General features: G+C 66.3%; 19 protein-coding genes and 2 pseudogenes. 3 read left to right on the top strand and 18 right to left on the bottom strand.

What is annotated here, in order from left to right; all coding sequences use genetic code 11:
* Positions 1-45: 45 nt before the first annotated feature.
* The 10 genes from LBW94_RS39440 to LBW94_RS39395 form a co-directional block, all read right to left on the bottom strand.
* Positions 46-390, bottom strand: a complete 345-nt coding sequence (locus tag LBW94_RS39440) for a hypothetical protein (RefSeq protein ID WP_225062508.1) — start codon at positions 388-390, stop codon at positions 46-48.
* The gene (locus LBW94_RS39435) at positions 387-1,274 is read right to left on the bottom strand and encodes a hypothetical protein (RefSeq protein WP_225062509.1); all 888 of its coding nucleotides are present in this window, start codon (positions 1,272-1,274) and stop codon (positions 387-389) included. Before LBW94_RS39435 ends, LBW94_RS39440 begins: the two co-directional genes overlap by 4 nt.
* A gap of 94 nt (positions 1,275-1,368) precedes the next feature.
* The gene (locus LBW94_RS39430) at positions 1,369-1,929 is read right to left on the bottom strand and encodes a hypothetical protein (protein WP_225062510.1); all 561 of its coding nucleotides are present in this window, start codon (positions 1,927-1,929) and stop codon (positions 1,369-1,371) included.
* Between the two features lie 416 nt (positions 1,930-2,345).
* On the bottom strand, positions 2,346-3,857 hold the full coding sequence (locus tag LBW94_RS39425) for a hypothetical protein (RefSeq protein WP_225062511.1): 1,512 nt from the start codon (positions 3,855-3,857) through the stop codon (positions 2,346-2,348).
* Positions 3,858-3,971: 114 nt separating this feature from the next.
* On the bottom strand, positions 3,972-4,826 hold the full coding sequence (locus tag LBW94_RS39420; protein ID WP_225062512.1) for a hypothetical protein: 855 nt from the start codon (positions 4,824-4,826) through the stop codon (positions 3,972-3,974).
* On the bottom strand, positions 4,813-5,097 hold the full coding sequence (locus tag LBW94_RS39415; protein ID WP_225062513.1) for a hypothetical protein: 285 nt from the start codon (positions 5,095-5,097) through the stop codon (positions 4,813-4,815). The genes LBW94_RS39420 and LBW94_RS39415 overlap by 14 nt, the downstream gene beginning before the upstream one ends.
* Before the next feature lie 4 nt (positions 5,098-5,101).
* Positions 5,102-5,536, bottom strand: a complete 435-nt coding sequence (locus LBW94_RS39410) for a DUF4913 domain-containing protein (protein WP_225062514.1) — start codon at positions 5,534-5,536, stop codon at positions 5,102-5,104.
* Complete coding sequence (locus LBW94_RS39405) at positions 5,533-7,392, bottom strand: type IV secretory system conjugative DNA transfer family protein (RefSeq protein ID WP_225062515.1); 1,860 nt, start codon at positions 7,390-7,392, stop codon at positions 5,533-5,535. Before LBW94_RS39405 ends, LBW94_RS39410 begins: the two co-directional genes overlap by 4 nt.
* 79 nt (positions 7,393-7,471) lie before the next feature.
* Complete coding sequence (locus LBW94_RS39400) at positions 7,472-8,251, bottom strand: hypothetical protein (protein WP_225062516.1); 780 nt, start codon at positions 8,249-8,251, stop codon at positions 7,472-7,474.
* A complete protein-coding gene (locus LBW94_RS39395; protein WP_225062517.1) occupies positions 8,248-8,571 on the bottom strand; it encodes a hypothetical protein in 324 nt (107 codons plus the stop codon). Before LBW94_RS39395 ends, LBW94_RS39400 begins: the two co-directional genes overlap by 4 nt.
* Positions 8,572-10,045: 1,474 nt before the next feature.
* Here LBW94_RS39395 and LBW94_RS39390 point away from each other — a divergent pair.
* The gene (locus LBW94_RS39390; RefSeq protein WP_225062518.1) at positions 10,046-10,261 is read left to right on the top strand and encodes a site-specific integrase; all 216 of its coding nucleotides are present in this window, start codon (positions 10,046-10,048) and stop codon (positions 10,259-10,261) included.
* Positions 10,262-10,285: 24 nt separating this feature from the next.
* On the opposite strand, the gene LBW94_RS39385 is transcribed toward LBW94_RS39390, so the two are convergent.
* From LBW94_RS39385 to LBW94_RS39365, 5 genes and pseudogenes are all read right to left on the bottom strand, one after another.
* Positions 10,286-10,732: a hypothetical protein gene (locus tag LBW94_RS39385; protein WP_225062519.1), complete on the bottom strand. Its 447-nt coding sequence runs from the start codon at positions 10,730-10,732 to the stop codon at positions 10,286-10,288.
* A gap of 828 nt (positions 10,733-11,560) precedes the next feature.
* Complete coding sequence (locus tag LBW94_RS39380) at positions 11,561-12,868, bottom strand: sensor domain-containing diguanylate cyclase (protein ID WP_225062520.1); 1,308 nt, start codon at positions 12,866-12,868, stop codon at positions 11,561-11,563.
* 398 nt (positions 12,869-13,266) lie between these two features.
* A complete protein-coding gene (locus LBW94_RS39375; protein ID WP_225062805.1) occupies positions 13,267-14,544 on the bottom strand; it encodes an IS4 family transposase in 1,278 nt (425 codons plus the stop codon).
* Between the two features lie 206 nt (positions 14,545-14,750).
* Complete coding sequence (locus LBW94_RS39370; RefSeq protein ID WP_225062763.1) at positions 14,751-15,872, bottom strand: lipase family protein; 1,122 nt, start codon at positions 15,870-15,872, stop codon at positions 14,751-14,753.
* A gap of 209 nt (positions 15,873-16,081) precedes the next feature.
* Positions 16,082-16,582: pseudogene (locus LBW94_RS39365) on the bottom strand (transposase); the annotation flags it as partial.
* A 53-nt stretch (positions 16,583-16,635) separates the two neighbouring features.
* Here LBW94_RS39365 and LBW94_RS39360 point away from each other — a divergent pair.
* Together LBW94_RS39360 and LBW94_RS39355 are read left to right on the top strand one after the other, a co-directional pair.
* Positions 16,636-18,732 carry an ISAzo13 family transposase gene (locus LBW94_RS39360; RefSeq protein WP_266273219.1) on the top strand — a complete coding sequence of 699 codons (2,097 nt, stop codon included), beginning with the start codon at positions 16,636-16,638 and terminating at the stop codon, positions 18,730-18,732.
* 108 nt (positions 18,733-18,840) lie between these two features.
* Positions 18,841-19,341: a hypothetical protein gene (locus LBW94_RS39355; RefSeq protein WP_225062794.1), complete on the top strand. Its 501-nt coding sequence runs from the start codon at positions 18,841-18,843 to the stop codon at positions 19,339-19,341.
* On the opposite strand, the gene LBW94_RS39350 is transcribed toward LBW94_RS39355, so the two are convergent.
* From LBW94_RS39350 to LBW94_RS39340, 3 genes and pseudogenes are all read right to left on the bottom strand, one after another.
* Positions 19,305-20,147, bottom strand: coding sequence for an IS5 family transposase (locus tag LBW94_RS39350; protein WP_225062795.1), 843 nt, complete (start codon positions 20,145-20,147; stop codon positions 19,305-19,307). The genes LBW94_RS39355 and LBW94_RS39350 overlap by 37 nt on opposite strands.
* 253 nt (positions 20,148-20,400) lie before the next feature.
* Positions 20,401-21,222 (bottom strand): annotated as a pseudogene (locus LBW94_RS39345) (IS256 family transposase); the annotation flags it as partial.
* A 1,224-nt stretch (positions 21,223-22,446) separates the two neighbouring features.
* Positions 22,447-22,779, bottom strand: a complete 333-nt coding sequence (locus tag LBW94_RS39340; protein ID WP_225062421.1) for a hypothetical protein — start codon at positions 22,777-22,779, stop codon at positions 22,447-22,449.
* Positions 22,780-23,264 lie beyond the last annotated feature (485 nt).

The following is a 23,264-nucleotide window of genomic DNA, read 5'->3' as shown; positions in this document are numbered from 1 at the left end:
ATGGCGTGACCGGCGGAGTCCTCTCCGATGAGGAATCTGCGGGATTCAGGTAGAGGGGTCCGCACTCGCTGGTGGTGTGGTGGTTCCGAATCGTCGGAAGCCCCAGCGCTCGCCCTTCCAGTCGGTGAGCGGTTCGACCTTGACTTTTTGCCTGTAATCCGGCGCGTTGAGAATCAGGTCATTTCCCGAGTTGTTGCCGCTGACGTAAATGCCGACATGGCGGGAAATCCGATGCCCCCGGCTCGGTGAAGAACACCAGATATTGGGGTGCGCGGTCGGTTCAGTACGACGTCGAGTGTGCGCTGACCACGATCGGTAAAGCGCGGCGTGCGATGTTCCCCGGTCGTCGCGAACGGATCGGGTCGGGGCGAGGTTGTCGATGCTGCTCACAGTCCGGCCTCTCGGTCCGATATCGGCTGTGCTCCGGCGTGCGAGGGAAGCAGACTGTCCGGAGCGTCCGGGACGCGTGACTGTGGGCGGGCGTCATAGGGGAAAGCCGTCCCGACGATGACCGCGATCTGTTTCGGGGCTGCGCTGTGGTGGCGGTCCGGGCCGGGGCCGGCGGTGAGGAGATCGTGCATCCGCGCGACAATCTGCTCCGGCGGCGGCAGCGTAGGTGCGGCATCGGCGGCGGTGATGCCGGCATGTGCCAGGGCGCGCGCCTGCCCTTCGTACGACCCCCGATCAGCACTCGCGTAGGAACGCCACCACGTGGCGACCTCGTCCGGGCCGGCGTGACTCACAGTTCGGGCCACCGCGGAGAGCAGCCGATCCTCGTGCCACGGCGCGGCTTCCTGCGCGGTCACTGCCAGCAGGGTCGATAATGCTCGCACCCGCTCACCGAGCAGTCTGAGCTTGGTGTCGAACAGTCGCGCGGTGCCGACCTCGCTGCGTGCGCCCCGCTCACCGTAGGCGGCGCCGACCGCGGCCATCCCGAGCACACCGAGCACATCCGATCCCAGCTGCGAGACCAGCGCGGCCCGGTCGATCGGTGCAGGCTCGCGCCAATGCAGGTCGTGCCGCCATGCCATGCCCAGCTCGCCCCGGGTACGCACCTGATCGATCCATTCCGGTGGCACAGCGCCGGCCGCCGCTGCGTTGTCGAGCGCTCCTCGCAGTTCACCGCGGCGCCGCACGTCCTCGTACCACCCCACCGGCAGCGGTCGGCCCTCCCGGTCTGCTTCCTGCGTGGTTCGGGTATCGGTGAATACGGACTGGGCCTGGGTACCGATCGCTTTGAGCAGCTTCAATTGGATCCGGCTCGGCTTACTCATCGCCACCACTGCTGTCTCGCCGCGGGTGGATCCGGTAACCGTGAACCACGGCGCTCAGGGATCCCGATCGAGTTCACAAGTCGACTCCGTAACCTCATAAGTCGAGTCCGTAGTCAGGGTTCGGTCCTGCCTGCGGGGGCGGTCTGCCGGTGTCGGCGGTCCCGGGAACGGGCCCGGTGTCTGTGAACGCGGTCGCAATCAGGTCCGCAATGTTGGTGCCTTTGGTGTGCCCCGCTTGTGTTTCTAGGCGGGGCGGATGATCCGGTACCGCGATGACGTCTTCTTCGCGGATCAGATGTTCGGCTTCGCCACCCCACGGCGCCTCGATCATCGCGAGATAGCGCCGTTCGAGGCGGCCGGTCAGCAAGCTCAGCGGGACGGTCTCCGCGACGATTCGGCCCTCCAGGATTCCGATCGGTTCGCCGGAGTTCGCCGCGAACGTGTTGATCCACAGGATCGGTTGCCCTGGAGGCAATTCGGTGGAGTTGTCTGCCTCGCTCGCTGTCGCGGCTCGTTCGGCACGCTGAAGTCGCGACCGCGCGGAGGCGATATCGCGTGGCGTGCCGACCAGCACCGCCGCTGAGACCGCCACCGCCGCGGCGTCCACCTCCGCAGCCACGCGGAAGCGATTTTGTGTGCTGAGCACGACCGTCACCGCCCCGGCGCCGTGGCCGTCGACATTCGATCTGACCGGGCGCGGTCGCTCGTTCTGATTACGGCGTTCTCGATGACGTGTCGCCAGCGAGCTCTCGGCGAATGCGTGCTGAGACAGTCGAACTCAATCATGAGAACTATCCTTTCCTTCGTATGTTGTTGCGGCACTGCTGATATCGTCGAACTGCGGCCAGGAGGTGAGCAACATTTTCTCGGTCTCGGAGAAGGACACGACCGCGTGAAGGCGTTCGACTCTTCACGCGGGACCGGGCCGAGCCGATGATCTTGGCTCGCGCGGGTTCGACGCAGTCACCAGGAAGAGCACGCAGTACGGTGCTGTTGGATCGTGAGAAGGTGAGAGGCTTCCTGTCCGGGTTGTCGCAACGACCCGGACTTATCCCTGCAAGGATTCGAAGATCAGTCAATGTCGTACTCCGTTCCGGCGGGGCGCTGGCTAGTGGTGTCGATCGCCGCGTCCTCTGCGTGGGCACTCGTGCCCGCAGCGGAGTCGTTGTCAAGGCCGCGAGGGTGGTTGCTGCGCGCGGCACCGAGGAGATCTGTGATGCGCTGGCGCTCTGCGTCGCTGACGCGCATTCCTGGGAACAGGCCGTCCCGCCAGAGGTCGAACGCCGGTTCGGTGCTGGCAACGCGATTGATGTTGTGGTCATCAGGGGCGGTTGCGGTGGTGCCCACCGGTTTTCGGAGGGTATCGGCTTGCCGGGCGACAACCGTGGCAGCGGCGATGACGTGGCTGTGCTGCATGCCGATCTGGAAGATCTCGTGCCACCGGTCGCGGGGGATCGCGATCGCGGTGCGAGAGGTCGGCTGGATGGTGTCGAATCCGATCATCGGGCGTTCGAGCATGTTGAGCAAGGCGATGCTGGTGTCCCGACGGCCCAGTGCTACCACGAAGCGGGGCCCGTCCGGTGTGTCGACCGATTCCGTGGCATACCACCCTTGCCTGGATGCCCCGGGTTGCTCGGGCTGCCATCTCACCTCGATCAAGCGTGACGGGTCGTTGGCGTCGGCGAACATGATCCGGTGGCTCGACGCCAGAGTTCGATCCCGCTCATCGTCGGCACGGTGTACCAGTGCGTCCACCCAGCTCGGCGCGGCAACGTGTGGATCGGCCATACGGTAGGTGTCCAGGAGCGGGAATTCTCGTGCACCGGCGCCCCCGCGCTCCTGAGCAAGCTGTGAGGCGGCTGTCGGGTCGTGATGTGCCAGCCGGTCCCGGTAGAGCGTGGCGAGGAACAGTTCGCGTGCGGAATGCTGGCTGCGACCACTGAAGGACGTGCCGGTGTGCACGCCCTGCCGTGTGAGCGCCTCGAAGAAGGCATCGTCGGCCTGTGTCAGGTAGTTCAGATCGTTACTGACCATCGCGCCGAATACCAGGCCGTCGCTGCCCAGTTCCGTAACCGGCCGAGGCCAGCCGCTGGTGGGGTCCAGGCGGGTGATCGTCGCTTCGACAGGATCGGACAAATGTGCTTCGGCGCGGTTGTCAAGCCATAGCCGTGCTGCGGCCTCGGTGGCGAATGCCGGTGACTGCAATGTCACGCTGTCGAAGGCGTTGTAGAAGCGGGCCCGATACGGTCGATGCAAATCGGCCGTGTCCATGTCGCTGGGCGCATGACCGGACGTGAGCGCTGTTGCGCGGTCGCGCAACTGTTCTGGGTAGCCGTGCAGCGACGACAGCACCGTCACGGTGCCGAGGTCGTGGTCGATATCGAGGACGGTCACCCGTGCACCCCACGCGCTGCGATCGGTGGCCCGGGCGTCCGCGTACTCGGCCAGCCGGTCGGAGATCCACGCGTACGCGGCAGGCAGGGAGTTCGTCCCGGCCACCCGCAGGACACCGCCGGTGCGGATGGCGCGGTCGAACTGGCCGACCTCGCCGATCACGACGCGGTAGCGGGTGCGGTCGACCATGCGCGGATCCTCGTGCACGATCGGCCCAGGGACGTCGTCGCTGGCCTCCGGGCTGGGACTCATGGAGCGTGCCAGTGATTGTCACCGCGTGTCGTGATGCCCTGCGGCATGGTGTCAGCCGAGGTCATGACCGGTCTCACGGTAGGCGGGATATGTGTCGAGTGCCGTCGTGGCCGCGGGATCCGGCTCGACGTTCGGCGCAGCGGTCGAGGCGGAAGGCACTGCGGTGGTGGCCGTCAGCAGGCGTTCGACACGCGTCCTGTCGGGGTCCCTTTCCATCACCGGTGCGTCCGTACCGGTGGTGCGTGCCCGGGCCAGGCGTTGTGATTCGGTGGTGTACGCGGACAGGTAGGTTGCGCGTTCTTGGTCGCGGTTGGCCGGGTCCATCGCGTAGGAGTTTTCCCAGGCGCGGCGGGTGGGAGACCAGTTGTCGGTGTTGTCGCCCCAGATGGTGTCCCAGGCGCGGGATTTCGCGTCGCGGATCCGGTCGGCGAGGCCGGGGTGGTTGGCGGCGTGCAGTTGCGCGTCGAGGCGGCCGTGCCGGGCAGCGAGTGCCACATGTTCGTCGCGCCACTGTGTCTGCTGGACATAGACGGTGTCGAGAAGTCTGCCCACTTGGTCGAGGCTGCGATACTGAGCGCGGGTGTGCGTGGATTGCCCGACGACCAGGTCGTGGCGGACGTCATCGGTGAGGGTCCGCATCCGGTCGGGGGCGACACGCCAGGCATCGGCGGTGTCACGTAACCACCGCCACTCGGCCGCGTCCGGCCCGGTCTCCCACGCAGCGGCAACAGCGGCGGCCTGTTCGCGCAACTGCGTGCGCTCGCCGGCGTCGTCGGCCGCGGTGAGGGCTTCCTGGATGCCGAACCACGCGGTGAATGCTGACCGCATCGCTTCTTCGCGTGGGTTGTCCGCCGGGACCGAGTGCTGTTCTCCCCGATCGGGATCGGCCGGTTCAGTCGAGCTCATGACCGGCCTCCGTGTACGGTTCGACCGTGTCGGCCACTCCGGGTGGCACCGGTGCATCCGGGAGTATCTCCGGTGATGGGGCTGCAGGCGGTGGATGGTGGCCGGCCATCACTCGCAGGAACGCGCCGCGTTCGAGCCGGTGCGCGTCACGGTCACCTAAACGGTCTCCGAGCAGGCGATCCGGACCGGCCAGCCGCCGATACCTATCCAGCTGGTCGCCGAGGGCAACCAGTGGATCCGGTGGCGGGGCCGGGAAGTCGTTGTCAGGCATGGGTTCACTCCTCGCTATCGGTGAGGGGCCAGGTTGTCGGCTCGAGCGCGGGGTCCGGGCTGTCGTCGTGGATGTCGAACCAGCCGGCCGGGACGGGTTCGGTGGGCAGGGTCTGTTCGCTGACGTGGTGATCGGGGATGCAGCGCCACAGGGGCCCGTTGGCGGCGTCGAGCAGCACGCGCAGTTGCGGGTCCAGGTGGTAGACGCACCAGCTGCTCATCGCCGAACCGCCCTTGACCCGTGCTTCTTCCCAGCCCTGATGCATCGCCGCGAGCCGGAAACACACTTCGGTGTGACGCCACCACTGCGCACACCACGTGTAGGTGCCTTCTCGGTTCCCCGTCAGCAACCGCCGCGACACCACCTGTGTCAGCCACTCCTGGACCCAGTCGTGGAACACCTCGAACTCCGGCGGCGGCGGCTCGTCCGGGGCGCTCACAACTCCCACCCGCCTGGATCTATCCGGTCCAGTGCGGTCCCCTGCCCGGGACCACCCGGATGCTGATGTGAGGCCATCGAGTCGGCGCCGCTGTAGCGGCGCAGCGATTCGGTGATCACGGCGGCGTGTTCGGTGTCCTGCCACCAGACCTTGCGACACAGGACGGGTTTGTTGCCGGGGATCCGGATGATCGCCCGGTCTTTCGGCAGCGCCGCCAGTTCGCTGGCGTCGAGGATCGGTTCCGCGCGCCAGGACCGGGTGACGCTGCCGCCGCGCCCGGAGCTGACCGACCGGTCGGACACATCGTGCAAACCGATGAGGTCCGACCACCGTTTCAGATAGGTGACGTCGCCGATCCCGCCGCCGTACGCTTCGACGGATTGGGCGAACATCTTGTTCAAGCCCTCTTCGCCCCAGATCTGCCGGCCCTGCTCCAAGACCTGCAGGAACGTCATCAGGACGACCCCGTGACCCCCGGCATAGGTGTAGTAGTTGGGCAACTCGCTGAGCTTGCAGCAGTTGGCGGCCTCGTCCAGCACCCCCACCAGCGGCACCGCCAACCGGCCACTCGGGCGTGATCGGGCCACCGCCAGCGCGGCTTCCAGCACTTGGCCCACCAGCGCGGTCATCAGTGGCGCGGCACTGTCGGCGCCCTCCATCGACAACGGATACAAACTGTCCGTCGACGTCACAAACGCCACTGGGTCGAACCGTGGCAGCTGGTGGGTCACCGGACCACGGTCGACATCGATGCTGATCCCGCTGCGCGCATCGCCGTGCACGCTGATCCGCCGCCGCGCCGGCGGCGTCGCGACGATCGCATAGGATTGATCCGACAGAACGTTAAGAAAGCGCCGTGCCATGTCGAACAGGCCGTCGCGCTGGCGGGCCGTGACCGACTGCATCTCCGTGATACGTTGCGCGGCACGGATATCGGAGAAACGCGTGAGGATCAACTGCGGGGTCTGATCTTGATCCCGGCCCAGCCATTCCGCCACATGCAGCAAGTCCCCGCCCGCGCGGGCCGCCGCGAGCATGTACAACGCGAGCAATTCCACCGCGCCCCCGTCGAAATACGAATCCACTCGCGCCCCAGGCTCTCTGGACGCGGTCGCGAAGAACGACGCCAGCTTCCGGGCGGCGGCCATCGACGTCACCCGGGCCAAGTAGTCCACCCAGAACCCCAGCTGCGGGCGACCGGTGATCCCCTGCAGATCACACAACCACACACGGCCCTTCCGTTCGCGGCCCAGCCGGGTATGCACGAGCAAATCCGGTTTGTTGCTCGTCGACAGCACCGGCCCCGGCGCGTCCAAAACCGCGGGAATCGCCCAGGCCATCGTCTTCCCCGTCCGGGTGCCGCTGACGATCGTGGCGGGCATCTCCCAGCTCAGATACACCGGGCGATTCCCGGACACGGTGCGGCCCAACGACACTCCCACCCGTGCCCGCGCCTGCGGTGGCGCGTCGGCGAGCAGCCGCGCCGCCAGCGCGGTCATGTCGTCGCCGGTGACCCCGGTCAGCGTGCCCGTCGGTTGCATCGTCCGCGCCGCCGCATCCAGCGGTGACCGGCCCCGCCACCGGCGCCCGCCCCACCGGGCCCCCACGCCCGCCGCGACCGCGACCGCACCCGCGGCGATACTGGCCTGCGGGGGCCACCGTCGCCGGCCGGCGGCCACCTCCACCAGCGCCGCGAACGGGTTCACGCTGACCGGCACACCTGCCCACAGGCACCCGATCACCCACGCCACCCACACCAGCAGGAGCGCACCCAGCACCACCAGCAACCCGGCCAGCAGCCACCCTTCCTCCGACAAGCCGGACTTGTCACGACGACGGGTCTGCCGCGACGCCATCACAACTCCCCCACGGCAACGGCATGACGCCACGGCACAGACGCAGGCGTGCAACGAGACTCGCGAGTCAGAATCGCGCTCACGGCCCGAACTCCCGATCCGGCTCGGTCACCGGTATCACCTCCGCCGGGGGAGCGAGGTCGAGTCCCTCGACCCGCTCGGACGGCACGAACACCGCGTCGGCGTCCGCCGCCAATGGCGGATGCCCGACCCGGGCCCGCGCGAGATGCTCCGCGATGTCGGTCCCCTCACCGCCCGGTGCCGGCTGGGGCCGGTCGGCGCGGGCGTCGTCGAAACGCATCTCGGTCATGACCTCTGCCAGTTCCGCAGCGGCCACGTGGCCGAGATCGACCCAACCCGGACCTTCGATGAACCGTTGCCGAGCGTCGGCGGCGACCTTCTCCGGGTCCAGGCCCGTCTGCTCCCGCAACTGCTTGCCCATCAACCGGGCCAACTCCGCATGCTGCGGACTGAGGTCCTCGGTGGCGACCGCAGCCGCGAAACTGCCCACCACCTGATCGAACTCATGCTGATACTGCCGGGCTTCTCCCGCGCTGGCCGCGAACCGGCGAGCCTCCTGCGCCGCCTGGACCCGTTCCAGCGTCTCGGCCAACCGCGTTCGATGCAACTGCATCCGGGCCTCGTGCTCCGCTGTGCGCCGCGCGGCGCCCGCCTCCGACCGTGCGTCACCTCGCGCCTGCGACAGGTCGAAGAAACGATTACGCCGGGACCGCACCTGATCCCGCTGCCGCTGCTCCCGCACCGCCCGCGCCCGTAGCGCCGTCGACGTCACCTGCGTCGCCCCCGCATGCAGATACGCCAGAAATTCCCCACCGGGATCCTCGGCCGGCTCACTCACGCCAGCACCTCCAGCGAATCCACCAGCCACGACCCACCAACGCCGGCACGCACAGCGCGCATATCGGTGCCGAACCGGATCAGCGACTCACCGCCGCTCGGGTGCAGGGTCACCGCCAGTACGCGGCTCACCGACGAGGCCGTGTCGGCAGGATGCTCCTCGGCAGTGACCTGCACGTCGGCGATCACCTGCATTCCGGTAGCGGCCCACCGCACCCACACCACACCCGCGACCGGCCACCATCCCGCCACCAAGTCCCCGACACGGTGCCGGTAGGCGGGTTCGAACAACGGCGCCGCCACCGTCACCACAGCAGCCACCGATACCGCCGGCGCCGAACAGGAATCGACCGACGCGTACGGCGCTCCCAAGATGCCTACACCGCACCGTCGGCCTGAATTCGACTGCGACACAGTGCTATTCGATCGATATACGGCAACGGCAATAGTGGACACGCCGATCAACACCAGGGTGACGAGTACTCGCACCGAACCTGTTGCCCTGGCGCACCATCTCAGTGCGTGATCGGCCGGCGCCGGAACCCGATGGGCTGCGGTCGCTTGCGCACGCGGTCGCCGGCACGATTCTGATAGCGCGGAACCGCCCTCATCCAGGACTACCGTGACCAGGGGATGCCGCCGACGTGTGAACAGTACGTCGCGTCGATCGCCGTCACGGCTGCGCACAAGACAGTCAGCATGTGCGTGGGGCACGACCGGCGTGTTCCAGGCAAGGATATGAACGGCTGACAGGAAAATCATATGCAGAGACACCTTCTGCAGTAAGTGAAGAGATTCAGCGAAAGGCAGCTGCATCGGCACCATCGCCGGCTCCGCTGTGCGCTACTTCGCGGTATCGACCGAATCGGAACTGCTCCGAAGTGGTACGACACCCCCGCCTTTCGTCGGGAGGACCTGTGTTCTCCTCCATCAGAACGCGCAGGCACACTGTCTGTCTACGGGTTTCGCACCCACCGTTAGTGGCCCCACTCCCGGTGGTGATTCGGGAATGGAAAGAATTTCTCGCCAATTGTCATGCTGCATCGGTGTCTTGCTCATTCGCCTTGCGTGCCTACCGGCATGCCACCCACACCCGAGGGCTGATCACCGACCTATCCGGTCAGGTAGGCCTCGGTGTGCCGTCACAAACCGCGATGCGGTGCAACGCTTTCGAACGGCAGCTCTGTCGGCCAGCTTGGGTCCCTCAGCCACGAGGCGCTGATCTGAACGAGGCCAGCGAGCCTCCGACGCGTGTCTCTGCCGACGCCACGCCGTAGCCGCTATAGATTAGACCCGCCACCGTGGCCCGACGCACCGCGGTGGTCACCGGCTTCTACCGCACCTGCGTCATCGACGGAGTCCTGGAAAACTCACCGGCAGAATATATTCGCCGGCCAAGGGTCGGTAACGAGTCACCCACGCTCGGACTTTCACATTTGCAGTTCGAAGCGCTGCTCACCGCCGCCCGGGACTCCGTGCACCCAGCGACTTCGCGCTGGTCACCATGCTCGGGCTGCTGACTGCGGATCTTCGAAGCCTGCCAATCCGATATCGGCGACCTCGGTGAGGAACACGGCCACCGGGTACTGCGGGTGGCCGGTAAAGGCGGCAAGGTTGTGCTGGTGTCACTGCCGGCGGTCGGCCGCGCGATCGACCGGTCCTGTGGGGGCCGGATCCACGGTCCGATCCTGCTCAACACCCGCGGCCGGCGCATGGACCGGCATTGCGCCACTCGCCGCCTCCTCAAACTCGCTGAGATGGCGGTGGTGCGGTTGTCACCAGCGGGGACTTTAGGATGGCCACGGACATGCGGTTACCACGGATGCACCCCCACATGCTGCGGCACACGTTCGTCACCACGATGCTCGATGCCGGTGTCGGCCTGCGGGACATGCAGATCGCCGCCCGCCACGCGGATCCTCGCACGACGATGCGCTACGACCGGGCCTGCACCAACCTCGACCGCCACCCCAACTACATCCTCGCCGCCTACATGGCCTCCGGCACATGACATATCAACAAGCACCATTGCCGGTTACCGTTCGTCAGGGATTAGGGGCGCCCGCCCGACCACCCACATCGACCGGCGAACGCCTGCCTGAGCACTCTCTTGGAGGTCGGTCCAGCCTCTGGTGAGTTGCAGCTCATCGGCGACCGCTTGTAGATAGCTGAGGGTCCGCCAGTGGTCCTGCTCGTTCAGGTACGCCTTAGCCTCGGACCAGGTGCTGATCTCGTGCAGGTGCGCGGCGATGGCCGCTGGCGATTGGGGGTGACCAGCGAATACCTGCGCGAGCACTCTCCGTCGGAGGGTGTTCTCGTCCAGATGATCGATCCCGGTGAGTTGCAGCTCAGCGGCCACCGCCTGCAGACGGCTGATGTCCTTCCAGAGGGCCTGCACATACAGATACAACTCAGCCTCGGACCATGTGTCGATTTCGTGCAGGTGCGCGGCTATGACCTCTGGCGGCTGGAGCTCTACCACCCACACAGTGTGCGGTCCCTGTCAGCGCTCGTGCCGCAGATTCGGCGCACTTCCCGGCCTCCGCCATGCCCGCGACCCAGGCAATGTCCGGTTTCCGACACGAAAATGGGGAGTGTCGGGTCATGCCCCGAACCAGTCGGGCGGGGGCGGGCCCAACAGTTCCCGCAGGTCACGGAATACCTCTGCGGTCTGAGCGCGGGTGACGTCGAGTTGGACGCTGACGCTACCGCAGGTCACGGTGACCCGGATATCGCCGCTGTACTCGGTGAACCACGCTTCCAGCGCGCCAGTGCACCGCCGGTTCCCTCGGTATCGAGGAGCACGATCCAGCGCGCGTACCCGCCCCGGCGTGTCCTGTGGAGGCGGCCGTGCAGCGCAGGGTGCCGGTCGAGCCAGCCCCACAGGGTGTGCGTGTCGTCCGGGCTGCCGTGGACGCGGATCTCCGCTTGCCGTTCTGACACACCGACATCCTGCCGCAACCCCGGCAATTCGGCGTCGGCGCCCACCCGAAGTCGAACCGTGCTCGCTGGGACCGACGGTGCCCATCGGGATACCGAGGTTCCTGGTACAGGCTGGTGAAGGGTCGCTGCCCTGCTGACACCACTCCCGGCGGAACTACTGGTGCTCAACGTGCCTGGATCCAGCCCGCACCCGGGCTTGCTGGGACCGCTGGGAATCTTGTTCGCAGTCGTCGTCGCCGGCCAGGGCATGCTGGCTTCGATGGATCGGGGCTGCCAGCCACACCACCGGTTGCCATCTGCCGAAGCGGGCTCACTAATCTAAGTTCAGAAGCCGTTTTCGCCATTTCGACACATCCCGACCGGCGGGTTACGTCGGTGGATCCAGGATTAGGAACTCGGGGTTCGCAGCATTCGCGCGTGTGACCGGACGATCTGGAGCGGTATCGGGTGCATGCAATACCCACTGATCCCGTCCGCCGAGCTTGGCTCGATACAGCCCGCGGTCCGCGGCGTCCAGCAGTTTTTCTGCTTCCGCCTTTGCACACGGCTCGATCATCGCGCCGATGCTGATCGATACTCGCACCCGATGCTCATCGACGATGATGGGCTGAGCCACTGACGAAAGCATCCGCTCCGCGATCTCGGCGACCTTGCGGTCTACGTCCGGTGGAGGAACCAGCGCCACGAATTCGTCGCCGCCGAGACGCGCTGGTAGGCAGACGAAGTCGGCCAAGCTGTCACTCAGCCGCAGTGCGACCCCGGCCAGCACCCTGTCTCCGAAGCTGTGCCCGTAGCGGTCGTTGATTTCCTTGAACCGGTCGAGGTCGGCGAAGCACAATCCGATCTTGTCGTCGTCGCCGGCGGTGTCGATTACCGCCTCGATCTTCTCGAGCAGCTGCCTGCGGTTGGGCAGCCCGGTGAGCGCGTCGTGCCGAGCTTGTCGGTGTAACTCCTCCTCCAGTAGGTGCCGCTCGGTGACATCTTCGCCGAGATAGAGGAGGTAGTCGTGATGTCTCTCGATACCCGGCACGTATGTCACAGTGAACGCGGACCATCCGAGGCTACCGTCTCGGCGCATCATGCGCCGCTCCAGCCGGATCGCTCCCTGGCGCTCGACCATCAACCGGCCGAATACCAGCTCGTCGATATCGCCTCGGTCGTCCGGATGTAAGAACTGCGTCAGCTCACGGACGCTTGATATCAGGCGCAGCTCCGCAATCGGTACACCCAGAATCTCCGCAAATCTCTGGTTGACATCGATCAGGTGGCCCGCCCTGTCGCCGATCCCGATCGCCACCGGCGCGTTGTCGAACGCGATCTGGAACCGATCCTCGCGGTGACGGGCCGACCCTGCCATCCGATCCAGTTCGGTTCTGTGTCCTCGTCCGATTCCGGCCGCGAGCGCTGCGATCCGCTCTGCCTCGACCCGATCGACGGTGCTCGCCAGCCTGGACAGGATCTGTGCAGACACAACCGGCACGGCCGCATCCTCGAGACCCGCCCGCGCCAGTGCCGCCCCAATCCCTGCGCCAGCGTCCGCGCCACCAGTGGCCAACTCAGCGGCGGCTTCGTCAGCCAGCGCACCGAGTAGTTCCCGCGCCACGGTTATGTGGCAGGCGCTCCGCAACGCCTGCCACCATTGTGCGACGAGCTGGGTACGATTCCTGGTGGCCACTGTCCCATCAGTATAGAGTCGCTGCAAATCCACGTACTGGGTGACAGCGCGGTACCCGGCCGACGCCCTAGATTCCCCAGCCGCGTCGAGGCAATCCACGATGGCCGGGTCCCGGCCCGACGCCTTTCGGCGCCGACGTATCGAGCCCTTTCATCGTCAGGCTGCGCTCGCTGTTGCAGGATGTAGATAGCTCATAGGTCAATGCCACGTAGGGTAAGTGGTGCGTCCGTGTGGTTTGTCATGCGGCGGGTAGGCGTCGCAGGTTGATGGTGGCCGGGCCGGTGTGTCGGATTCCTTTGTCGCACTTGCGTTTTATCAGGTAGGCGTTGTGACGTCCGCGTTTGATCTTGCGTGGGTAGCTGCGGTGGCGCCGGGGTGGGTTGAGCCGGGTAGTGATCTCAGTGGCGACCGAGGCGGTCACGTCGGGGTCGGTCCAGCGGTGAGGGGGGAAAAGCCGCCGTGCCGGTGGCGGTGCGGCGGATGATGTTGAGTGCGTGGATGAACGATATTCGGTCGGGGTCCAGGTCGGCGGCTTCGGCGGCGCGGGCCATGACCGCGGCGATGGCGTAGTGGACGGTCAGCCACGCCCAGATCTCCTGATGGACCAATTCCGGCGACTTCGACCGGAGTACGGCGCCGGGGCCGCGGAGGTGGGTTTTCAGCTGGTCGTTCGCGGTTTCGTGTTCCCAGCGCTCGTGGTAGGCGCCGGCGATCTGGTCGGCGCGCACGGCCGCGGGATCGGTGAGGGTGGTCAGCAGCACGATCAGCTCACCGTCGGGATTACGGTCGGGCACATCGTATTCCACGACGCGCACCAGGTGCGCGTCCTCGGCTTCGTCGAGGTCCTCGCCCGCGGCCGCGGCGGCCAGGATCGCTGCACGCCGCCGTTTCGACTGCACGGCAGGATCGATGAGTACCGACACGTAGGTGCCGTCCGCATGTACCCGCACCACCGGCAGGCGCAGATTGGTCGGTGCTCGCCACACCAGTTCGGCCCCACCGGCTTTCGCGGCCGCCCACGCATCGAAGGAGTAGAAACCCCGGTCCGCGCACAAGATCTCGTCACCGAGCAGCCGCGGATACAACCGGGCAGCCGCGGCACGTTCCCCGACAGTGATCGCGGTAACCTCCGCGGCCAGAAAAACATGCGTACCGCACTCGCTCAACGCGACCACCCGCGCTTTCGGATAGGTCGAGCGGTTGTCCCCGGACCCGTGATACCCGAATTCGGCCACATTCGATTCGGTGTCAGCCACGTCCACATCGAAACCGTCGATGGCCACCAGCCGGCGCCCCGCCAGCCACGCCCCCCGCGTCGCCGGAGTCGCCACCGGTGCGGCAACCGACTCGAACACCCGCTCGAGAACCTTGGGCCCCAACCGTTTACGCGCCTGGGTGATCCCCGATGCCGTCGGCGGCGACCAGCCCGCATCCCAGCAACCCCACCGGGTCAGCGCCCCGGTCACCTTCACCGCGACCTCCTCATAGGAATCGCCGCCGAACAGGCACAACGCCATCGTCAGATACGCCACCACATGCGGAGGCAACTTCCCGCCCGACCGCTGCGCACGCGCCCCGCACACCATGACCGCATCCTCCACCCGAGCCCGGTCCACAACCCCTGCCAGCACACCCAGCGACACCATGTCCGGCGTCGCCACCACCACGTCCGTCACCCCCGAGACACTGCCACACCCCCACCACAAGCACCCGAAAAATCAAACAGCACAACCAAACCACACGGACGCACCACTTACCCTACGTGGCATTGGCTCATAGGTCGGTGCTGCCGCTGAAGTTTTCAACGGACTGATAGTCTCCGAACCGTTCTCATCGTTGCGATGACGGCTGGAAACCACCTGGTGCGCGGTGGGTCATTCGGTCAGCATTGGTCGGGCGCGGGGACGCTGGTGAATCGGTCGGCGAGATAGTTCACTGCGTCGTCCTGGTGTGCCGTTCCCTCGACGATGTGCTCGAACAACGGATCACGCACGATCTGCACCGTCGCTCCATCACTGCACCATTGGTGTACGAACGAGTCGTCCTGCCCGACCGGAACCAGTTCGTCGAGCACGCCGTGGTAGTCGTAGATCGGTATACGCGGGGTGAGATGCCCCAGAGTGTTGTCTGCAAGTACGCCGGCTACATGTGGATCGTCGAGCAGGCCGGGCACGGCCGACAGGTTGCGCAGGCTGGTGAAAGCGTAGGTCGTGAGTGCCTGCTGCGTGCACATACGACGGATCTGGGAGAAGACGTCCCGGCCGTGTGCATTGAGCAGTTCGGATATCCGGGCTTCGGGGTATTCGGCGTCGATACCCGCCAGCGTCTCGAGTACCATCGGACTGGCTGGCCCGTTGTCGTTGACACGGTTGAGCAGCATCAGATCCGACGGTGTTCCGCCGATCGCCGCGCCTGTGATGTGCAGTTCCGGGGCGTAGGAGGGCTGCATCTGGGCAGCCCATCCGGAAGCGGTTCCCCCTCCCGAATAGCCGGTGAGTCCCCATGGGGTGTCCGGTGTGAGGCCGCCGGCGGTGAAACGCGCGGCCGCACGGATGCCGTCGAGGACCACATGGCCGCTCGAGGGGCCTGCGGTGAAAGCCGACCGCGGGCCTTCGTGGTCCGGCACCGCCACCGCCCAGCCACGCTGGAGCAGCGCGGCCGGGAGCGCGGCCTGCGATGATTGCAGTCCGTCCGCTGCGCTGGTCGCTGCGCGCAGAGTGTAGGATGGTGCGCACTGCAGCGCCGTGGAGTCCTCGGCGAACTGCAGCGAGACGGCCGGACGCAGGCCGGGACCCGGCCAAGGGGTGGTGGGAACCATCAGCGTGGTCACTGCCAGGATCGGCTCGTCATGGGAGTCGTTGCTGCGGAACGATATCTGCCAGGCAGCGGTGGCGGCAGGCGGATCGGCGAGCGTGACCGGTCTGTCGGCCACAATCGTGCCGGGTGCCAGCGTCGACAGTGATGCTGGGGGTTGGTAGAACAGGTCCTGTTGCGGCGCGACCAATCCCGGTGCGGGCGGATCGGGATGAGCAGACTGGGCAGTCACCCCGCTACCGAGGCCGAGCAGAGCGGCCACCGTCAACACCCGGCTCATGCGAGACGAACTGGTCATACGCACCTCAGTGTGAGAGAACGACGTTCCCGGAAATTAGTACGCCGTTGCCTCTACATCCACAAGGGGAGAAATTGTCAAATGCTGTGGATCGGTATGTTTCAGGCGACCTCCTGCCCGGCTGATCCGGTGGTCGGTTCGTTCGGGGTGATGTCGATCGGCCGCTTGAGCAGCTTGCCCTTGTGGAACACCGCGCCGTTGCGCACGAGTGCGACCAGCTGCGGGGCGTTCACCGCGCGCCACCGGTGCTGAGCGGCCTCGATCAGCTTGAACGCCATGGCGATTCCGGCCGCGCGTGAGCCCGGCCCCTTGGTGACCTTGGTGCGTAGCCGGACGGTCGCGAACGTCGACTCGATCGGGTTCGTGGTCCGCAGATGGATCCAGTGCTCGGCCGGATATTTGTAGAACTCCAGCAGCACGTCGGCATCGTCGACGATCTTCGCGACGGCCTTGGGATATTTCGCGCCGTAATCGATGCCGAACGCCTTGATCGCGAGCTGTGCCTTGTCGATGTCCTCGGCGTTGTAGATCTCCTTCATCGCGGCCAGTGCTCCCGGATGTGCCGATTTCGGCAGTGCGGCCAGAACATTCGCCTGTTTGTGGGACTGTAAGGTAATAACGTGTTGTTTTGTGGTGCACAGTGTTTCGAAGTGCTATGACGGCGGCGAGGGAGGATGTCGAGGGGTTGCAGGAGCGGTTCGATGTGCTGTTGCCTCATCTGAACGAGGGTCAGAGGCGTCTGGCGCTGGCCACCGAAGCACGACTGCTGGGACACGGTGGTGTGCGGACGGTGGCCCGGATCGCGGGAGTCAGCGAAACCACGGTCCGCAAGGGCGTTTTCGAGTTGGAGTCCGGCCAGGCGCCGTTGTCCGAGGGCCGGGTGCGACGCGTCGGCGGGGGTCGCAAGCCCGCAGACGAGGTCGATCCGCAGCTCTTGGCGGCGCTGCTGGGACTCGTTGAGCCAGACGAGCGTGGCGATCCGGAGTCACCGTTGCGGTGGACGACCAAATCTCTGCGGCATCTGGCCGAGGAACTGACCCGGCAGGGACATCCAGTCTCCGCACCGACGGTTGGCAAACTATTGCGGGACAACGGTTTCAGCATGCAGGCCAACGCCAAGACACTGGAGGGCCGCCAGCATCCGGACCGGGACGGGCAATTCCGTTACATCAACGATCAGGTCAAGGAGCACCTCGGCGCCGGCGAGCCTGTGATCAGCGTTGATTCGAAGAAGAAACAGCAACTGGGTCGGCTGCCCAACGGCGGGCGGGAATGGCGGCCGCAAGGCGAACCGATAGAGGTGGAAGACCACAGCTTCTTCTTCACAGGACCCGATGTGGCGCAAGCGATCCCATATGGCGTCTACGACCTGGCCGCCGACGCGGGCTGGGTCAACGTCGGGGTCGACCACGACACCTCCGCGTTCGCGGTGGCCTCGATCCGTCGCTGGTGGCACAACCGTGGATGCCTGGACTACCCGCGGGCGAGCAAGTTGCTGATCACCGCGGACGCGGGCGGTTCCAACAGCTACCGCTACCGGTTGTGGAAGGCCGAGCTGGCGGCGCTGGCAGCCGAGACCGGGCTGGCGATCACCGTCTGCCACTTCCCGCCCGGCACCAGCAAATGGAACAAGATCGAGCATCGGCTGTTCTCTCAGATCACCATGAACTGGCGGGGCCGGCCCCTGACCAGCCACGAGGTCGTGGTCAACACCATCGCCTCGACTCGCACTCGCACCGGCCTGCGCGTTCACGCCGAACTCGACACCGGCGACTACCCGACCGGCATCGCGGTCAATACCGAACAGTTCCAAGCGCTCCCGATTCACCCGCATAGTTGGCACGGCAGCTGGAACTACACCATCGCACCCACCGGGGCCACCGCCTCCGAACCCGTGCAAGATCGTGACCGCGCCCGGACCGAGGTGCTGGAACTGCTCACCGACCCCCGCGTGATCGGCATGACGCGCGTCGAACTGGACGAACTGTCAGCACAACTGGCGCCGGGCCAAGCCGCCCGCGCTGCGCAACGCCGCTGGGAACAACGCGGTGGCCGACGTCGCCACGCGCCCGGAGCCGGTGGCAGACGTCTGCTCTGCGATGCGGCGGGCGTACTGATCACCATCGTCTACCTGCGCCAACTCTGCTCGCAGAATGTGCTGTCCGAACTGCTCGAAGTCAACCCGAACTCGATCGGTGAAATCATCGCCGAAACCCGCGCACTCCTCGACGAGCACGATCATCGCGTCACCCCGGCCACACAACTGCGCTTCACCAGCGCCACGGCCGTCCGCGCGTTCCTGCACGACAGGTCTGAACCCGGACCCACCCCGCCGCCGTCGGAGCTACTGTCCGAACCGGCCCTGACCGGAATGCCCCGGCAGAAACTCCACCACCTCATCGAACGCCTCGCTCCCCGGCAGGCCGCCGTGACCGAGCGATACCGGCACACGCGCCGCGGCGGCGAACGCATGCCCGGCGCACGCGGCGGAGTCTTCGTCGAGAAGATCACCGACGCCGACCGGGTCCTGGCGACAGTGCTGCTGCACCGCAAACTCTGCACCCGCGGGACCCTCGCCGAACTGTTCGGCGTCAGCCGCGGCACCATACCCAACGCGGCCCTCCTGGTCAGCCCCCTCCTCGAACAGGACGGCACCACCATCACCCCCGCGCCCACCCGATTCCGCACCGCCGCAGAGCTTCTCGCCGCGATACCACGATCGGACACCAACACAGCCGACTCGCCACCTTGATTCCTTAGTGCCTGTGTACAAACTGATCGAATAGTGGTCTTGGCGTGGTGATCTGCGGGAATGGGCGGGGTCTGTCGGAGTGGTTGCTGGGGGCCTATCCTCGTGGCGGTGACACAGTCGTGGCGTGGGGAACTGGCCCGGCGGGAGGCTGCGGCCGTGGAGGAGGCCGAGGGGCTGCGGCGGCGGATCACCGAGCTGGCCGGGCAGTTGCAGGCGTGTGAGCAGCGGTTGTCCCGGTTGGTGATCACGCGGGAGACCCTCGCCGAGATCGATGCTGAGGCTGGGCCCGGTGACCCGGGTCCGGAGTCGGAAGTGGCAGCGCTGCATCCTGTTTCGGGGAGCGCGTCGCCGATCGGCGCGGTGGTGGTGCCGCAGCGGGAACCTGGGATGGACCCGGCGGTGGTGCTGCCGGGCGATTACCTCGACATTCTCGAGGTTCTCGCCGACGCCGGTGAGGGCGGGTTGCGGGCCGGGAAGGTCGCCGCCGGACTCGGGGTCCCGGTCGAGGACCGGTCGAAGGTGGAGGGGGTGCGGGCGAAGCTGAAACGCCTGGCTGCTCGCGGGTGGGCCGATCAGCAGGCGACGGGGCTGTTCACCGTCGCGCGGTGACGTGGCGCCCGGGCCAGCCGGCGGGTCATGAGCAGGATCATCGACCAGTGCACGAGGGCTTCGTGGTGGACAGGTAGTCGTTCGTAGTCGCGGGCCAGCCGGCGGCTGCCAGACAGCCACGACAGGCTGCGTTCGACCACCCAGCGGCGGGGCAGGACGACAAATCCGCTGGTGTCGTCGCCGCGTTTCACGATCTCGATCGTGATCCGGAGTGCCTGTTTCGCCCAGACGACGAGTTTCCCGGCGTAGGCGCCGTCGGCCCAGACCAGCGCGATCGTGTGGAACAGCTGCCGGATGCGTTGCAGGACCAGGCGTGCGCCGTCGCGGTCCTGGACCGACGCTGCGGTCACCGCCACCACCAGCAGCAATCCCGTGGTGTCGACGACGACGTGCCGTGTGCGGCCGTTGATTTTCTTCCCGGCGTCGAACCCGCGACTGCCGGCACCGACGGTCTCGGCCGCACGGACGGACTGCGAGTCGATGATCGCCGCGGTCGGGTCCGGGTCGCGGCCCTCGGCAGCGCGCACCAGGTCCCGTAGATCGTTGTGGACGGCGAGCACATCCCCGGACACCCACCAGCGGGTGAACGCCGCGTGCACGGTCCGCCAGGGCGGGAAGTCCGCAGGCAGATTGCGCCACTTGCAGCCGTTGTCGTCCACATAGAAGATCGCGTCGATCACCTGCCGCCTGCAGTACTCCTCCGGGCGGCCCCCACCGCCGTCGAGCCACACCGGCCACGGCAGCAGCGGTCCGAGGATCGCCCACTGCTCGTCGGTCAGATCGGACGTGTAACGGCGTTGGCGCACAGCATGTTTCCTGCCGTGACCGAACCGGCAGGCGACACACCCGCAACCGTTATCGGCGATTTCGCTGCCAACCTCGGCAGCGGTGGAGTACAACGACATACGGGACCTTTTGAGGCAAACGGTGATTCGTAGCCATCCGTTGCTACCAGAAGGTCCCACCCATTCCGCCCCGACACGCGGGCCCCCAGCACACACACCGCAAGCCCCCTACGCGCCAGCGATCAGTTTGTACACAGGCACTTACAGTCCCACTGTGGAACCAACAGCGCTGTTCGCGGGTGTCGGGGAACACTTCTCGCACCGCTTTCCAGAACCCGAGCGCTCCGTCCCCGACGGCCAGGACCGGGGCCGCTCATGCCGCGGCGGCGGCAATCACGCAGCAGATCCGCCCACGACTCGTGCGACTCACGGAACCCGTCGCTGATGGCCACGAGTTCCTTGCGGCCGTCCGCACGGACCCCGGGCATCGCCAGCAGGCACAGTTTCTCCTGCTCCGGGCGCACCTTCAGGTGAATCCCATCCACCCATGGATAGACATAGTCCACACTCGAAAGATCCCTCACGGCAAAGGCTTTCGCCTCGTCTTGCCACTGGGCGGTCAACCGGGTGATCGCAGAGGCCGACAGCCCGCCCCGGTCCCGGGGAACTTCCCGAGGGCCGGGGAGAAATCGCCGGTCGGCAATCCGTGCAGATACAGCAGCGGCAGCACCTCGCTCATCTGCGGCGACTTGCGGCACCAGGCCGGCAGGATCGCCGAGGAGAACCGCTGACGCTCACCGGTTTCCGCGTCGACTCGCCTGTCGTTGACGCGCGGAGCGCGCACCGTCACCGCTCCGGCGGCCGTGAGCACCTCGCGTTCGGCGTGGTAGCCGTTGCGCACGACCTGCCGCCGCCCGTTCTCGTCCACCTCGCCGACGAACCGGGCAACATAGGCGGCCACTTCGGCCTGCAACGCCGCGGCCAGCATCCGCCGCGCGCCTTCACGCACGATCTCGTCGATCGGCGAGAACGCCGACTCGCCGCCCGTCGCCGCGCCGTCCTGATTGGCGGCAGCGCCGTCGATTACCTTGAGCACCGGGGTGCCTTCCCGCCCGGCGTTGGCGCGCCGGACTGATCAAACCTTGGATACGAAGATCATCCGGGAAGGCACTCCCTCCCGGTCATCCACAGGTTTTGATCATTGCTCACGAACTCCAGTGGCCGAGAATTGTGGTGGAGTCGCGCCACATCGGCCCCAGCTGTCGAGTACACGGACGCCGTGGTGGACAGTGTAAAGCGTCCCGACATCCTTGAGCTGTGCGATAGCGACAACAGTGACGGCGTGACCACCGCAACCGGTGGCGTCGCCGTCGTCGACTCCACCGGGTGACGTAATACGCGTGCCACGCCGAGTCCGAGGTGAATGAAAAGTGGTCGAGCGCCCAAGAGAGGCAGCTGTGCACAGGGGAGCTGTAGGCGCAGCGTGTCGGTATCAAGGGCGTGAGATCCAGTTCCGCGGCGTAGACCTCGTGCGCAGCGTTGCACGAGCGCGTAGTGCAGGTTCAGGGAGGTGCTTGCCGCGGGTGCGGCAGAGGGACCGGCCGGTCCGCAACTGCAGCCGGTCGTTCCGATGTCGTTGCCGGGTAACGGTGCTGGTCACAACCCCGATGTCGGCGGGACCGGTGTCGCGGTGGGTTGTGGTGTGACGGTGCGCGGAGGGTATTTGTTTACCGGGGCCGGTGGTGGTGCGGGGGTGACGTGAGGATCGGGTCCGGTCGCATACAAATTTGTTACTACGTCGTACCGTGGCGCGCGCTCGGGTTGTGTGTGGGCGGTGCCGGTGCCGAGAACGGCGGACAGGCCAGCCAGGACGGCTGCTATCGCCGTGATCGCGGTAATACAGGGAGACCTCATCGAAGAGCCTTTCGGGATGGCAGCACCGATTGCCTCGATGTTGTCGAATGGTGCTGGGTGCCAGTGACGGATGCGTGCGGGGATGCTATCGCAAATCCTCGTACGCGGCGATTCGTGTACGGCACCCGCAAACAATACTGACGGCTGCCAGCCATCTCCTTGATACGTCGAGCCGTCGCGCTGCGAGCGTGTGAAGGGTATCCGTGTGACCTGTCCAATCGTTCATTCGGATGCGGGAGCAATATATTTCGATGAATTCCGGTGAGACGCTGATACTTCAGGACTCGAACCGCAGATAGGTTCGGCGGGCGATGCTCTCGCCCGGACCATGATCGGGCTCTATGGGACCGACGCGGGAGCCCGCCGCGCAAGGCCTATTCGTGGCCGAGGGAATCCATGATCGCGCTCAGAACGGGGCGCAAATGGTCGAGGTCCGGCAACTGTACGCCAGTGGCCTCCTGCATGCCGATCCCCATGGACAGGCAAAGACCAGCCAGATCGCCACCACGTCGGGCTCGGTGACATCGCTGATCGCGTCCCGGATCCAGGTGTGGCGTTCACGGTGGAGTTCATGCAGACCGGCGGCGATATCCGGATCGTGGCGGGCGGCTGCGGCGGCATCGACGTCGAGCAAGCGGATGTCGTGGCCGGCCTCGTGGTACATCAGTTCCAGCGCTCGGTCCGGATCCGCCAGTATCGTAAGCCAGCGGCTTTTGCCTTTCCCCGACGCGGCCTTCAACGCGGGTGTCTGTTCGGCGAGCAGGGCTGTGGTTTCCTCGACATAGCGCCAGGCGTGCTCGCCGATACGTCGAATCCGGCACCCAGGCCGGTGAGCGGTTCGCCTTGCAGGTAGACCGGCACGAGCATCGCTTGTCGCCCGGGATCGAGTGCCCGTCAGCCTGATCCGATCTCACGGAGGGGCCGGCGGATCACCCCGACGACGTAGTGGCGGGTCGAAGGTGACAACAGCAACGCCGCACGGTAGAACAGTCCAGTATGTGCGGGAGCCGACCACCGGCCTCAGCCGGAGAGCTGCTGGGCCACCGTCTCTCGAATCTTGTGCCGAAGCCGTTGGAGTTCGAGAGCATGGCCGGTGAGTACGCTCCAAAACATCGACCCGGCCGCCGCTGCCCGCGGGCGAGCGGTCGCTTTCGGTGCCGCCCTAGCTTGAGTTTTAAGGTACAGGGTCGGCTGGTGTGCCCCGATTGATCTTGGTTGAAGCCC

It is taken from the genome of Nocardia sp. alder85J, from assembly GCF_020176955.2.
GTDB lineage: Bacteria > Actinomycetota > Actinomycetes > Mycobacteriales > Mycobacteriaceae > Nocardia.
The sequence above is the reverse complement of the archived record's forward strand: the minus strand, read 5'-3'. Positions and strand labels throughout refer to the sequence as shown.